This window comes from Stenotrophomonas sp. STEN035, from assembly GCF_056759935.1.
Window position 1 is genome coordinate 47299 of sequence record NZ_JBRRDY010000005.1, and the last position, 13900, is coordinate 61198.

Below are 13900 nucleotides of genomic sequence, written 5' to 3' on the forward strand. Positions count from 1 at the left end.
GGTCCCGCACCAACAAAGGAATGACCTTGAACTACCGCACTCCCGACAACTTCCTGGCCTATGTGGCCAAGCGCGACCCCAACCAATCCGAGTTCCTGCAGGCGGTAAAGGAAGTGGCACACAGCCTGTGGCCGTTCCTGCAGCAGAACCCGAAGTACACGCAATATGGGTTGCTGGAACGTCTGGTCGAGCCGGAGCGGGTCATCCAGTTCCGCGTCGCCTGGGCCGATGACAAGGGCCAAACCCACGTCAACCGCGCCTGGCGGGTGCAGCACAGTTCGGCGATTGGTCCGTTCAAGGGCGGCATGCGTTTCCATCCGTCGGTGAACCTGTCCATCCTCAAGTTCCTCGCCTTCGAGCAGACCTTCAAGAACGCGCTGACCACGCTACCGATGGGCGGCGGCAAGGGCGGCTCGGACTTCGATCCCAAGGGCAAAAGCGACGGCGAGGTGATGCGTTTCTGCCAGGCACTGATGCTGGAGCTGTACCGCCACCTCGGCCCGGATACCGACGTGCCGGCCGGTGATATCGGCGTGGGTGCACGCGAAGTCGGCTTCATGGCCGGCATGATGAAGAAGCTCAGCAATGACGCCTCCAGCGTATTCACCGGCAAGGGCCTGGCCTATGGCGGCAGCCTGATGCGGCCGGAAGCCACCGGCTTCGGCACGGTTTACTTCGTCGAGCAGATGCTGCACCACGCCAAGCGCCAGACCCACGGTGCCAAGGTGCTGGTCTCCGGCTCCGGCAACGTCGCCCAGTACGCGGCGATCAAGGCCAGCGAACTCGGCGCCAAGGTACTGACCTTCTCCGATTCCGGCGGCACCCTGTATGCGCGTGATGGCTTCGACGAACAAGCCCTGCAGGAAGTGATGGCACTGAAGAACGAACGTCGCGGCCGGCTGTCCGAGCTCGGCGACGATACCCGCTTCGAGTTCCTCGCCGATCGTCGCCCCTGGCATATCCCGGCCGATATCGCCCTGCCCTGCGCCACCCAGAACGAGCTGGACGAAACCGACGCACGCACCCTGGTCCACAACGGCGTGCTGTGCGTGGCCGAAGGGGCCAACATGCCATCGACGCTGGAAGCAGTGGATGTATTCCTGCAGGCTGGCACGCTGTACGCACCGGGCAAGGCCAGCAACGCCGGTGGCGTGGCCACATCAGGACTGGAAATGAGCCAGAACGCATTGCGTCTTTCCTGGCGCCACGCCGATGTCGACGAACGCCTGCACGTGATCATGAAAGAGATCCATGCCAACTGCGTGCAGCACGGCGTGCGTGCCGATGGCAGCGTCAACTACGTGGACGGCGCCAACATCGCCGGCTTCGTCAAGGTCGCCGACGCCATGTTGGCGCAGGGCCTGTACTGAGTCATCCAGCCTGCGCAGGAATCGGAACTGACGGCGCCTGCAGGCGCCGTCGTTACGACAGCACCCGATTACGGCCTTCGCGTTTGGCCCGATAGAGCTGCCGGTCAGCGGCCGCCAGCAAGGTGCGTCCGTCAGCCTGACCTGGCCCCAGTGCTGCGACGCCGATACTGACGGTGACACTGACCTCGGCATCCACGTCCTCAAAGCGCAGCCGTGCCAGTCGGATGCGCAGCTCCTGTAGCGCTGCTACCGCCTCCTGCAGCGATATGCCGTGGATCACCACCAGGAACTCCTCACCACCATGCCGCGCCACGAACTGCTCCTTGCCAAGCCGTAGCTGCAACAGGCTGGCGATGTCGCGCAACACCTGATCGCCGGCGTCATGGCCGTAGCGGTCATTGATCTGCTTGAAGTGGTCCACATCCACCAGCGCCACGTTCAGGGGCGTTCCCCCGGCGCTGGCACGCTGCAGCGCCTGCTGCAGATAGGCGTCGCCCGCTCGCCGATTGGGCAGACCGGTCAGCGCATCGTGCATCGCCTGATGTTCCAGACGTCGCAAGAGACTGGCGCGCTCGGAATCGGCTTGTTCCAGCGCGCGGTTTTTCTCGCTCAATTCCTGGGTACGTGCAGCGATCTCGCTGCTCAAGCGCTGCTGCCCGCGTCGATAGCTGATCGCACGCCAACCTGAAAGCAACAGAACCAGGCCGAGCGCGGCAATAGCGCTCAGCCAGCGTACCCAGGGGCGCTGCCATAGCGGCGCAGCGATCTCCAGGTCCAACAATGCTTCGCCGCCACGACTGGTGTTTTCCCAATCCAATGGCAAGGACATCGCCTGGATACGCAGACGATATTTTCCGGGCGGCAGATTGGTATAGATCGCTTCGATGCGACTACCCGCGTCCACCCAATCGGCATCAAAACCTTCCAGTCGATAGCGGTAACGCATCTTGTCCGGCGCGCGGAAGCCCAGGCCGGCGTAGGCCACGGCAATGCGATCCACTCCCGCGGGCAGGTAGTAAGCGCTGCGTAGCGGTTGTGGATCACCATCAATGACCACGTTCTCGATGGCCACAGGGAATTTGCGGAAGCGCGTATTGCCATCGACCCGCTGCGGATCAATCACCGCCAGACCACCGCCGGTGGGGAACAACAGTTCACCTTCGCGGGTGAGCCATCCTGCTGGGGACGAGGCACCATTGCCCTGACTGCTGGGCATGCCGTCGGTATGGTCCAGCACCTGCACGGCAAGATGCGTACGTGCGCCGGCCGCTACCGCGATCAGGTCACTGCGATCGAGTCGGAATACACCCTGATTGCTGGGCAACCACAAATGACCGGCGCCATCATCGATCACCCGGAATATCTTGTCGCGCGGCAGCCCGTTGCGATGATCGAAGGCAATCATGTCCAGACCACGCTTGCGCAGCAATCCGTGGTCGCTGGCAATCCACAGGTCACCATTGTCGTCGCCAAGGAAATCGAAGACATAGCGCGCTGGGAAACCGACATCGGGTGACCACGCCTGCAATTTGCCGTCCTTGCCCAGCCCCGCCATACCACCGTTGGTGCCTATCCAGAGTACGCCGGCAGCGTCGCGGTACAGCGCGTGCACCGCCAGCCCCGGCAGCCCCTCCTCCAGCCCGTAGTGATGAAGCTTGCCCTGCTGGGAATGGAACAGACCCTCCGAGCTGCCTATCCACAGGCCGCCATCGCTTTCGCTCAACAGACTGCGGATCAATGGTTGGACGGTGCCGGGCAAGCTGATCCGTTGCACGACCCGGCCGGTCACATCCAGGCCAAGCACGCCCTGGTTGTACGTGCCTGCCCACACGCCCTGGCCACGCCCGGCCAAGGCCAGCACCGAGGCGTCACGGCCTGTACCAGGCAACAATCGCACCGCGCTGATTGCATCACCGCGCATGCGGTTCAGGCCTTCGGAATGCCCAATCCAGACATCGCCGTTGTCGGACTGGATCAGTGCCCGCACATAGTCCGATCCCAAGCCATCCTCGGTGGTCAGGCCGCGTGCGGCGCCCTCATCGATGCGAAACAGACCATCGGTACTGCCCGCCCAGATCAGACCTTCGCGGTCGATCAACAAGGCCGGACTGACCTGTCCGGGAACACCTATCCGCTCGACCTTGCCTGCGGACAGGCGCACCAAACGGCCAGCCGACAGGCTCAGCCACAACGCACCGCTGCCGTCAGGGCGCACCGCATCCACCCGCTCACCGGGCAGCAGATGCTGCCGTTGACCATTGCCATGCAGCCAATGTACGCCGTCGTCGGCAGCCACCAACCAGCCGCCGTTGCCATCATCGGCGAGATCACGTACCACCCAGCCAGCGGTATCTTTCCATGGCGTCAGACGATCTTGCTGCACCCGGTAGACACCTGTTTCGGTGGCCACCAACATCGCTCCGTCCGCCATCTGGCGCAGCGCGGTGATCGGCACCTCGGGCAGGCCCAGCGCACTGCCGGCATCGAGCAGCTGCCCGGACGGCAGCAAGCGCAGCAACCTGTCCTTGGCAGCGATCCACAGGTCACCGGACGAATCCCGCAGCAGTGCAGCGACCGATAGATGCCGTGCATCGGCACCGCCAAGCGCCTCCCAGCGCCCACGGTGATAGCGATAGACGCCGTCTGAGATGGTGCCGAACAACACTGCGCCATCGGCTTCCGGCAGGATGCTCAGCACCCCGGACAGCTCCACACCTGGAGTGTTCTGGCGATCGAATACGGTAAAGCTGCGGCCGTTGAAGCGGACCACGCCTTCCCAGGTGCCCAGCCAGATGAAGCCGTCGCTGCCCTGCGCCACCGACTGCACCAGATTGTGCGGCAGCCCCTGTTCCATGCCCCAACCGGCCACGGTATGCCGCGAGGCCTGTGCCAGCGGCAGGGTCGCGGCCCAGAAAAGTGCTGTTGCGAACAAGGCCCACAGCCCGGCCGCCAGCCTGTTTCGGCCTGCAAACCATGCAGCTGTGGCGTCAGTAATCCTCTGGCGTCTGTACAAACCCGCCTCCGCAGGTCACGTCGACTCCCCCGTCGACGCGCCAATTTACCATCTCAACCGTGAAATCCATCGTCGTTTCTTACGCCCAGCCCCATGGCCGAGCGCACCGACGACGGATCAGCGCCGGCTTGCCCTCAATGGCTGGCCTCATCCGGGCGCACCCGGAACCAGGCCGCATACAGCGCCGGCAGGAACACCAGGGTCAACACCGTGCCGACGATCAGCCCGCCCATGATCGAGATCGCCATCGAGCCGTAGAAGGCACTGCGCGACAGCGGGATCATCGCCAGCACCGCCGCCAGCGCGGTCAACACGATAGGCCGGAAGCGCCGCACGGTGGCGTCGATGATGGCGTGCCAGCGGTCGTGGCCGGCGTCGATGTCCTGCTGGATCTGGTCGATCAGGATCACCGAGTTGCGCATGATCATGCCGGCCAGGGCAATCGTGCCCAGCATCGCCACGAAGCCGAACGGGGCCTGGAACAGCAGCAGGAACCAGGTCGCGCCGATGATGCCCAGCGGTGCGGTGATGAACACCATCGCCGCCCGCGAGAAGCTGCGCAGCTGCACCATCAGCAGCGTCGCCACCACCACCAGGAACAGCGGCATGCCGGCCTTGATCGAGTTCTGCCCGCGCGCCGAGTCCTCCACGGTGCCGCCGGTTTCCAGCAGATAGCCGCTGGGCAGGGCATCGCGGATTTCACTCAAGGTCGGCACGATCTGCTCGACCACGCCCACCGGCAGCATGCTGTCGCCGATGTCGGCACGCACGGTGACGGTTGGCAGGCGGTCGCGGTGCCAGATGATGCCGTCTTCGAAGGCATATTCCAGCTTGGCCACCTGCGACAACGACACCGACTTGCCGCTGGCGGTCGGGATGGCCAGGCTGCCCAGCATGTCCAGGCGCGCACGCTCGTCATCCGGGCCACGCAGCAACATGCCGATCTGGCGATTGCCTTCGCGGTAGGTGCTCACCGTCATGCCCGACAGCGAGCTGGTCAGGAACTGCGCGATCTGCGCACTGCTCACGCCCAGTACGCGGGCACGGTCCTGGTCCACGACCAGACGCACCACCTTGCTCGGCTCGCTCCAGTTGAGATTGACGTTGGTGGTATGCGGGTTCTGCCGCACTTTATCCGCCACCTGCGCAGCAATCGCCTGCACCCGCTCGATATGCTCGCCGGAAATACGGAACTGCACCGGGTAGCCAACCGGCGGGCCGTTCTCCAGCCGGGTCACGCGCAGCTGCACATCACCGAACTTCGGCACCACCTCTTTCAACAACCAATCACGCAGCTGTTCGCGCGCCTTGGTGTCCTCGGCCAGCACCACGTACTGGGCGAAATTGGTGGCCGGCAACTGCTGGTCCAATGGCAGGTAGAAGCGCGGCGAACCATTGCCGACATAGCCGACGAAGTTGGCCACACCCTTGTGCCCCTTGATCAGCGCTTCGAACTTCTGCGCCTGCGCCTGGGTAGCGGTCAGCGACGCGCCTTCGGCCAGCTCGATATCCACCATCAACTCGGGCCGGGTTGAATCCGGGAAGAACTGCTGCGGCACGAAGCGGAAGATCACCAGCGAGAACACGAACAAGCCCGCCGTGGCCAGAATCACCAGCCAGCGGCGCCGTAGGCAGGCATCCAGGAACACCCGGAAGCGCTGATAGAACGCGCTCTTGTAAGGGTCATGATCGTGCGCCAGTTCCTTGGGCTTGATCAGGTTGGCCACGGCCGGATTGCGATCAGCCCAACGCAGGCGCATGGCGTGCCAGCGCCCGGCGATGCTGCCCGGCTTGGGCGGCTGCGGGTTGTGCAGGTCCGGCAGCATCTTGTCGCCCAGGTACGGAATGAACAGCACCGCGGCGATCCACGACACCACCAGCGCGATGGTCACCACCTGGAACAGGGAACGCGTGTATTCACCGGTGCTCGATGCCGCGGTGGCAATCGGCAGGAAGCCGGCCGCGGTGATCAAGGTACCGGTCAGCATCGGGAAGGCGGTGGATGTCCAGGCAAAGCTGGCCGCACGCAGGCGGTCATAGCCCTGCTCCATCTTGGTGGCCATCATCTCCACCGCGATGATCGCGTCGTCCACGAGTAGACCGAGCGCAAGCACCAAAGCGCCCAGTGAAATCTTGTGCAGGCCGATGTCGAATTGATGCATGACGAAGAAGGTCATCGCCAGCACCAGCGGGATCGACACCGCCACCACCAGTCCGGTGCGCCAGCCCAGCGAGAAGAAGCTCACCAGCAGTACGATCACCACCGCCTCGGTCAGCACCTTGACGAACTCGCCCACCGATTCCTTCACCGCATGCGGCTGGTCAGAAACCTTGCGCAGCTGCATGCCCGCCGGCAGCGTCTTCTGCAACTGCTCGAACTCGCTGTCCAGGGTCTTGCCCAGCTTGAGGATGTCGCCACCGCTCTTCATCGCAACGGCAATGCCGATGGCGTCCTCGCCCATGAAGCGCATCTTGGCCGAGGCCGGATCGGCGAAGCCACGCTTCACCTCGGCGATATCGCCCAGCCGCACGCTGCGGTCACCCGCCTGGATCGGGAAGTTGCGGATGTCCTCGACGGAAGTGAACTGACCGCTGACGCGCAACTGCACGCGATCGGTCGGCGTCTCGAACCAGCTGGCCGGGGCCACCGCATTCTGCTGCGCCAGTGCCTGCTGTACCTGCTGCATCGACACGCCCAGCGTCGCCAGCTTGGTGTTGGACAGCTGGATCCACACCTTCTCGTCCTGCAGGCCGAGCAGGTCGACCTTGCCCACATCGTCCACGCGCTGCAGCTGCAGCTGGATGCGATCAGCATAGTCGCGCATCAAGGCATAGTCGAAGCCCTTGCCGGTCAGCGCATAGATATTGCCGAAGGTGTCGCCGAACTCGTCATTGAAGAACGGCCCAATCACTTCGGCCGGCAGCTGCGAATGGATGTCGCCGACCTTCTTGCGCACCTGGTAGAACAGCTCGGGCACGTCCTTGGACGGCATCGAGTCGCGCGCCATGAAGATCACCTGCGACTCACCCGGGCGCGAATAGGCCTGGATGAACTCGAACTCGCCGGTGTTCATCAATGCTTTTTCAATCGGCTCGGTGACCTGCTTGGACACCTGCTCGGCAGTGGCACCGGGCCACATGGTCTGCACCACCATCGCCTTGAAGGTGAACGGCGGATCTTCGGACTGCCCCAGGTGCTTGTACGACCAGGCACCGATGATCGCCATCGCGATCATCATGAACAGCACCAGCGGGCGGTTACCGAGTGCCCATTCGGAAAGATTGAAGCGCTTCACGCCTCACTCCCCTTTCTTTGCGGATGCGGCGGCAGGCGCAAGTACCGGCCTATTACTCCTGTCCACCGCAGTCACCTGCTGACCTTCACGCAGCAGATGTCCGCCGGCGGCAACCACCCAATCATCGGCCTTCAAGCCTGCCAACACCGGCACACTCTCCGGGCCATAGGCACCCAGCGTCACCGTGCGCGCCTGCAACTTGCCGTCGGCCGGGCTCACCACCCAGACGCTGGCCTGCTGCGGCTGCTTGCCAGCCTGCACCGCGGCCAGCGGCACGCTCATCACGCCTTGCTTGCCGTGGGCGATGAACACTCGCGCGCTCTGGCCCAGTTCAACCGTATCCAATGCGTCGGCTGCCAGACTGACCCGCGCAGCATAGGTACGCGCCTGCGGATCGGCAGCGGCCGCGATCTCGCGGATGCTGCCTGACAAGGGCTTGCCTGGCTGATTCCACAACTCAACCTGCACTGCCTGGCCGACGCTGAAATCGCGGATCGTGCTTTCCGGCAGCGCAATGGCAACCTCGCGCGCGCCGTCTGCAGCCAGCGTGTAAATGGTCTGGCCAGCAGCAACCACCTGCCCGGCCTCAGCCTCGCGGCTGGCGATCATGCCGCCTTCCGGCGCATGCAGTTGGGCGTAGCCGGATTGATTGCGCGCAACATCGAGATTGGCCCGCGCCGCATCGGCCTGACCCTGCGCTGCTTTCAATGCTGCAGTCTGCGCGTCCAGCGCGGATTGGCTGACCAGCTGCTGGCTGGCCAGCGTCTGGTAGCGCTTATGCTCGTCACGGGCCCGCACCAGATCAGCCTCGGCGGCAGCGAACTGTGCCTGCGCCGCACGCGCCTGCAGGTTGTAGTCGGCAACATCGAGTTCGGCCAGCAACTGGCCCTTGCTGACCCGCTGACCGGCATCCACCTCACGCCGCAGCAGCTTGCCACCAACGCGGAAGGACAGCGCGGTTTCCTCGCGTGCACGCACCTCGCCTGGATAGGCGCCGATCGCCACCCCGCCATTGCCGGCCGGATGCTCCACCAACACGGGTACAGCATGTACAGGCGCGGTTTCAGGCTTGCCGCAGGCAGCAAGCAAGGGCAACAGCAGGCAACAGCCAATCCATCGAAGGTGGGTCATAAATAAGGTCGCTGACGCAAGGGGGAGAGGGGACGGGGTTTCACCGCCATTACTAAACGCATCGGTATAGTATAAATATCGAACCAGCTGGTCTAGTATTACCTGATGTCTCCGAAAAAACCCTCCCCAGCACCCGCGACAGCGGCGCAACGCAGCTCCGGTCCGGGTCGCCCCAAGGACCTTGGCAAGCGCGCGGCCATCCTGGACGCAGCCAAGGAGTTGTTCATCGAGCAGGGTTTCAACGGCGTCAGCATGGACGAGATCGCCGCCCGTGCCAGTGTCTCCAAACTGACGGTCTACAGCCATTTTGGCGACAAGGACACCTTGTTCAGCCAGGCGATCCAGGCCAAGTGCGTGGAGATGATGCCGGACGAGCTGTTTGTCACTGACAACGAGGCGCCGCTGCGGGGCCAGTTGCTGGGCATCGGCCATGCCTTTTTCGCCCTGATCAGCAGCGATGCGGCCATTGCCACCCAGCGCATGATGATGACGCCGGATACCGATGACCGGGTCCGGCAGATGTTCTGGCAAGCCGGCCCGGCCCGTACCGAAACCGCCTTGGCGGAGTTCCTCGGCGCCCGCGTTGCCCGTGGCCAGCTGGACATCGACGACCTGCCCTTGGCCTCGCGGCAGTTCTTCTGCCTGATCAAGGGTGAAGTCCATGCCCATATGATGTGTGGCCTGTGCACCGCCCCGGATCAGCTCAATGTCGACGTTCACATCGCCGCCAGCGTTGATTTTTTCCTGCGCGCGTACGCCCCGCGCCCGCAAGCTGAATGAACCGGAGGTGCGAATGACTTCCGGCACTGCGTCCAACGCGGCCCTCGCCGCAATGTTGGGCCCGTACTTTGTCTCTGGTAACCGGTAAAATGGCCGGCCCACTGCGCTGGAATGATGAGCTTCCCATGACGATTGATTACTCCCACGTCCGCGAAATGATGGTTGAACAGCAGATCCGGCCCTGGGATGTGCTGGAGGTCCGCGTCCTGGACGTGCTGGCCCGCCTGCCGCGTGAAGCCTTCGTCGCCGAATCGCACCGTGCCCTGGCCTATGCCGATATCGAGCTGCCGCTGGGTCATGGCCAGAAGATGATGAAGCCCGTCATCGAAGGCCGTACCTTGCAGGCGCTGGATCTGCAGCCGACCGACGAAGTGCTGGAAATCGGCACCGGCAGCGGTTTCCTGAGCGCCTGCATGGGCGAACTGGCCCGCGAAGTGCTGAGCCTGGAAATCCAGCCCGAACTCGCCGAGCGTGCCCGCCAGAACCTGGACGCCGCCAAGCTGGGCAGCAATGTCCGCATTGAAGTGGCCGACGGCCTGAATTGGCAGAGCCAGCGTCAGTTCGACGCCATCTGCATCACCGGTGCGGTAGAAACTGTTCCGGTGGAGCTGCTGAAGCTGCTGCGCACTGGCGGTCGCCTGTTTGCCATCCGCGGCGTCTCGCCGGTAATGGAAGCGGTGCTGGTCCAGGCCGATGGCAGCACCGCCTCGCTGTTCGAAACCGATCTTGATTACCTGCAGGGCGCTGCGCCCGCACCGCAATTCCAACTCTAAAACCGTCCAAGGAAGCCGCAATGATCCGCCGATCCCTCACCCTTGCGCTGGCAGTCGCCCTCACTCCGCTGACTTCCCATGCCGCCGACCTGTTGCAGGTCTACGAAATGGCCCGCAACGGTGACACGCAGCTGGCTGCGGCTGAATCCACGCGCCTGTTCGACAAGGAAGGCCAGGTGCAGGCACGTGCGGCGTTGCTGCCGCAGATTGGCGGTCAAGCCTCGCTGGAACGCGCTCATTCCAAGGCTGACGGCGTCAGCGGCAGCGCTACCACCAAAACCCGCAGCTACGGCATCAACGGCAGCCAGACCCTGTTCAACTGGTCGCAGTTCGCCAATCTGCGTGCGCAGCGCGATATCAGCAAGGCCGCCGATTTCACCCTGGACTCGGCCAACGATGACCTGGTGGTGCGCACCGCGACCACCTACTTCAACGTATTGGTCGGCATTGAATCGCTGACCGCTGCCGAGACAAACGAAGCCGCTGCCAAGAAGCAGTTCGACTACGCGGACAAGCGCCTGGAAGTGGGTCTGGCACCGATCACCGACGTGCACGAAGCGCGCGCCCAGTACGATCAGGCCCGCGCCAATACCATTCTTACCCGCAATGCACTGGAAGATGCCTACCAGGCTCTGACGGAGCTGACGGGCCAGCCGGTGCGCGACCTGCGCGGCCTGCCGGCCGACTTCCGCCCGGAAGTGCCAGCCAACCGCAGCAACGTCGACCAGCTCGTCGCCGATGCGGTCGCACGCAACCCGGCACTGAAGTCGCAGGAACTGCAGGTCAGCGCAGCGGAGTCCAACGTGTCTGCCGCGCGCGGTGGTCACTACCCGACCCTGTCGTTGGGTGGCAACTGGGGCAAGAGCGCCAAATGGGGTGACAGCATCGGCGGCAGCTCACTCTCCCCCGACGCCACCAGCAACAGCATCGGCCTGACCCTGAACGTGCCGATCTTCGCCGGTGGTGCCACCCAGTCCGGTGTGCGTCAGGCGCTGGCCCGTCGCGATATCGCCCAGGACACCTTCGAGCAACAGAAGCGCGCCCTCGACCGCAACACCCGCAATGCCTACCAGGCACTGGTTGCCGGTATCAGCGAAGTGGAAGCGCGTCGCCTGACCGTGGTCTCCGCACAGAGCGCCTATGACGCCTCGCAGGTCGGCCTGGAAGTTGGTACCCGTACCGTGCTGGACGTGGTACAGAACCAGAAGACCCTGTTCCAGGCCCAGGTGGACTACGCGCAATCCCGTTACAACTTCCTGCAGTCCCGCCTGCAGCTGAGCCAGGCCGTGGGTGATCTGGAAATCGCTGAAGTCCAGGACATCAACCGTCTGCTGACGGTGGATGCCACCGCCAAGCTGCAAAGCAATCCACAGTAATAGGCAGTCACAAAAAACGGGCCCTATCGGGCCCGTTTTTTTATGGGTAGATGAAACATGTTCCTGCGAGTGTAACGTTCCATCCGAATGCAGATTGATTGGAAAGCACGACATAGCTGCTAATCAGATTCCCGCCGTTTTGTGCGCATGCAATGGCTGCACTCTGGTTCGCCCAAGACAAAGCTGCTTGATAAGTAGCCCCTGTCCCGTAGGTTGTTACATGTGCATAGGAGGCCAACGCCGAAGCAGAGAAAGCGCCCAACGCCGCCGCTAATACACCGACGATCAACCGCTTCGGAAAAGTATTCATCGACATCGCACATCCTCCTTGATCGCTGCGGAGTTGCAGCGAAATCATGATCCGGCAAAGATTCCGGACATGACGAGGCAACACTCCGGACACAAGATCCTCGGTAGTGGCAGCCTCCAATATTGTCCTCGGCACCGTAGTTCAGCCAAGCGTAGCGCGCACAGGAAACAGCGTTCTGCAGGCCTTCACGGCTCTGCGTGGAAGCCCTGGCTCACTGTACGTACCCGTGCCATGCCGCCCGACACTGCTCATTTGTGGGAGCGGTGTAAGCGGCGAAGCATGGGCATCATCAGATGGCACAGGAACCCAGGGCTTCAGCAAGATCAGCTTCGCGGCTTACACCGCTCCCACAGACAATCGCCAGCACCCTGGCCCCGGCAAACAGTTACCCAGCAGACTCGCTCGGCGGCGGCAACTGCGGGGTGATCAATGCAATCGTATGCTCCAGCGCGCCACGGCCATTGGCGACAAGCGCACGTCCCGCCTGCACCATGCGCTCGCGCTCGGCCTCATCCTGCAATAGACGCGACACGGCGGCCCCCACTTCGGCTGCATCGGCACAGATGCACAAGGCACCAGCCTCATCCATCCGTCGCGAAATTTCGGCGAAGTTATGCAGGTGCGGGCCAGTAACTGCCGCCGTACCCATCGCCGCCGGCTCCAGCAAGTTGTGCCCGCCAATGGCCTGCAGACTGCCACCGACAAACGCTACCTGTGCACAGGCATAAAACGCCATCAGCTCGCCCAACGTGTCGATCACGAATACCTGCGCATCCGCACCCGGCCATTGCTGCGCCTTGCGCGTGGCCACGCGCCAGCCCGGCTCGCGCGCCAATGCCTCGACCTTGGCAAAGCGCTCAGGGTGACGCGGCGCCCACAGCAGCAAGGCATCCGGATGCTGCTGCAACAAGCGTGCATGTATTTCGATCACCGCCTGTTCTTCGCCTTCGTGGGTGCTGGCGGCAATCCATATCGGCCGCGTCGCCGCCACGTGCTGATGGAATGCCTGCAGCATCGACGTCGGGTCCGGTGGATGGATGTCGAACTTCAGATTGCCCAAGGCCTGTACCTGCTCGGGCAGCGCGCCAAGCTCGATGAATCGCTCCGCATCGGCCTGCGACTGCGCCGCCACGCAGGTCACAGTACGCAGCGCGCGGCCAACCAACGCCTTGAGCATGCGGTAGCCCTTCAACGAACGCGCAGAAAGGCGGGCATTGAGGATGTACACCGGAATGCCACGATCACGGCAACCGAACAACATGTTCGGCCATAACTCGGTCTCCAGGATCAGCGCCAGGCTGGGCTGGAAGTGGCCCAGAAAACGACTCACGCTGCCGGGCACGTCATACGGCAGATAAACATGATCGACCGCATCACCCCACAGCGCGCGCACCCGCTGCGAACCGGTCGGGGTGATGGTGGTGATGATCCAACGGATATCCGGCCGCTGCGCACGCAAGGCATTGACCAGCGGCGCCGCCGCATTGACCTCCCCCACCGACACCGCATGCAACCAGACCCGCGGCTGACCACCACTTTCCGGGTAGGAAGCATAACGCTCGTCCCAGCGGCGGAAGTACTCACGCACGCGGAACCCACGCCACACCAGGTGATACACGGTGATGGGCAGTAACAGATAGAGCACGACGGAATAGATGCCGCGCAGCAGAAATTCGACTGGATCCTTACGCATCGGCGAAGGATACGGGAGAACACCGGAACTGCGTGAGACGAAGGGCTGCCAACCGAGCTGCGGCGCTGCCTTCGCTCCGCCTCCGCCCTTGCGCACAGCGCAGCGGAGGATCGAGGAAGGCTGCCCTTGCTTGTCCTCCTCCCTTGCGCGCAGCGCAG

At 63.4% G+C, this 13900-nt stretch carries 9 protein-coding genes; 4 read left to right on the forward strand and 5 right to left on the reverse strand.

The genetic code is table 11. From position 1 onward, the window contains the following. Window positions 1-20: 20 nt before the first annotated feature. On the forward strand, window positions 21-1370 hold the full coding sequence (gene gdhA / locus ACVOLL_RS03985) for an NADP-specific glutamate dehydrogenase (protein WP_481511700.1): 1350 nt from the start codon (window positions 21-23) through the stop codon (window positions 1368-1370). A gap of 52 nt (window positions 1371-1422) precedes the next feature. On the opposite strand, the gene ACVOLL_RS03990 is transcribed toward gdhA, so the two are convergent. The 3 genes from ACVOLL_RS03990 to ACVOLL_RS04000 form a co-directional block, all read right to left on the reverse strand. Continuing rightward, entirely contained in the window at window positions 1423-4302 is a 2880-nt protein-coding gene (locus ACVOLL_RS03990; RefSeq protein WP_481511701.1) for a ligand-binding sensor domain-containing protein, read from the reverse strand. A 215-nt stretch (window positions 4303-4517) separates the two neighbouring features. After that, window positions 4518-7679, reverse strand: coding sequence for an efflux RND transporter permease subunit (locus tag ACVOLL_RS03995; RefSeq protein WP_481511702.1), 3162 nt, complete (start codon window positions 7677-7679; stop codon window positions 4518-4520). A 3-nt stretch (window positions 7680-7682) separates the two neighbouring features. Continuing rightward, on the reverse strand, window positions 7683-8810 hold the full coding sequence (locus ACVOLL_RS04000; protein ID WP_481511703.1) for an efflux RND transporter periplasmic adaptor subunit: 1128 nt from the start codon (window positions 8808-8810) through the stop codon (window positions 7683-7685). 105 nt (window positions 8811-8915) lie between these two features. Here ACVOLL_RS04000 and ACVOLL_RS04005 point away from each other — a divergent pair, with 105 nt between their 5' ends. The 3 genes from ACVOLL_RS04005 to ACVOLL_RS04015 all read left to right on the forward strand — a co-directional run bounded on the left by ACVOLL_RS04005 (window position 8916) and on the right by ACVOLL_RS04015 (window position 11739). Beyond that, the gene (locus ACVOLL_RS04005) at window positions 8916-9590 is read left to right on the forward strand and encodes a TetR/AcrR family transcriptional regulator (RefSeq protein WP_481511704.1); all 675 of its coding nucleotides are present in this window, start codon (window positions 8916-8918) and stop codon (window positions 9588-9590) included. 125 nt (window positions 9591-9715) lie between these two features. Beyond that, window positions 9716-10363, forward strand: coding sequence for a protein-L-isoaspartate O-methyltransferase family protein (locus tag ACVOLL_RS04010; RefSeq protein ID WP_481511705.1), 648 nt, complete (start codon window positions 9716-9718; stop codon window positions 10361-10363). Between the two features lie 20 nt (window positions 10364-10383). After that, complete coding sequence (locus tag ACVOLL_RS04015) at window positions 10384-11739, forward strand: TolC family outer membrane protein (protein ID WP_481511706.1); 1356 nt, start codon at window positions 10384-10386, stop codon at window positions 11737-11739. Window positions 11740-11779: 40 nt separating this feature from the next. Here ACVOLL_RS04015 and ACVOLL_RS04020 read toward each other — a convergent pair whose 3' ends face one another. Together ACVOLL_RS04020 and waaA are read right to left on the reverse strand one after the other, a co-directional pair. Continuing rightward, a complete protein-coding gene (locus ACVOLL_RS04020) occupies window positions 11780-12097 on the reverse strand; it encodes a hypothetical protein (protein ID WP_481511707.1) in 318 nt (105 codons plus the stop codon). A gap of 337 nt (window positions 12098-12434) precedes the next feature. Beyond that, window positions 12435-13742, reverse strand: a complete 1308-nt coding sequence (gene waaA, locus ACVOLL_RS04025) for a lipid IV(A) 3-deoxy-D-manno-octulosonic acid transferase (RefSeq protein ID WP_481511708.1) — start codon at window positions 13740-13742, stop codon at window positions 12435-12437. Between the last annotated feature and the right edge of the window lie 158 nt (window positions 13743-13900).

Coding starts and splice junctions, on each gene's coding strand:
- ACVOLL_RS04015 (WP_481511706.1), top strand. CDS start 10,384: ATGATCCGCCGATCCCTCACCCTTGCGCTGGCAGTCGCCCTCACTCCG.
- ACVOLL_RS04010 (WP_481511705.1), top strand. CDS start 9,716: ATGACGATTGATTACTCCCACGTCCGCGAAATGATGGTTGAACAGCAG.
- ACVOLL_RS04000 (WP_481511703.1), bottom strand. CDS start 8,810: ATGACCCACCTTCGATGGATTGGCTGTTGCCTGCTGTTGCCCTTGCTT.
- ACVOLL_RS04005 (WP_481511704.1), top strand. CDS start 8,916: ATGTCTCCGAAAAAACCCTCCCCAGCACCCGCGACAGCGGCGCAACGC.
- gdhA (WP_481511700.1), top strand. CDS start 21: ATGACCTTGAACTACCGCACTCCCGACAACTTCCTGGCCTATGTGGCC.
- waaA (WP_481511708.1), bottom strand. CDS start 13,742: ATGCGTAAGGATCCAGTCGAATTTCTGCTGCGCGGCATCTATTCCGTC.
- ACVOLL_RS04020 (WP_481511707.1), bottom strand. CDS start 12,097: ATGATTTCGCTGCAACTCCGCAGCGATCAAGGAGGATGTGCGATGTCG.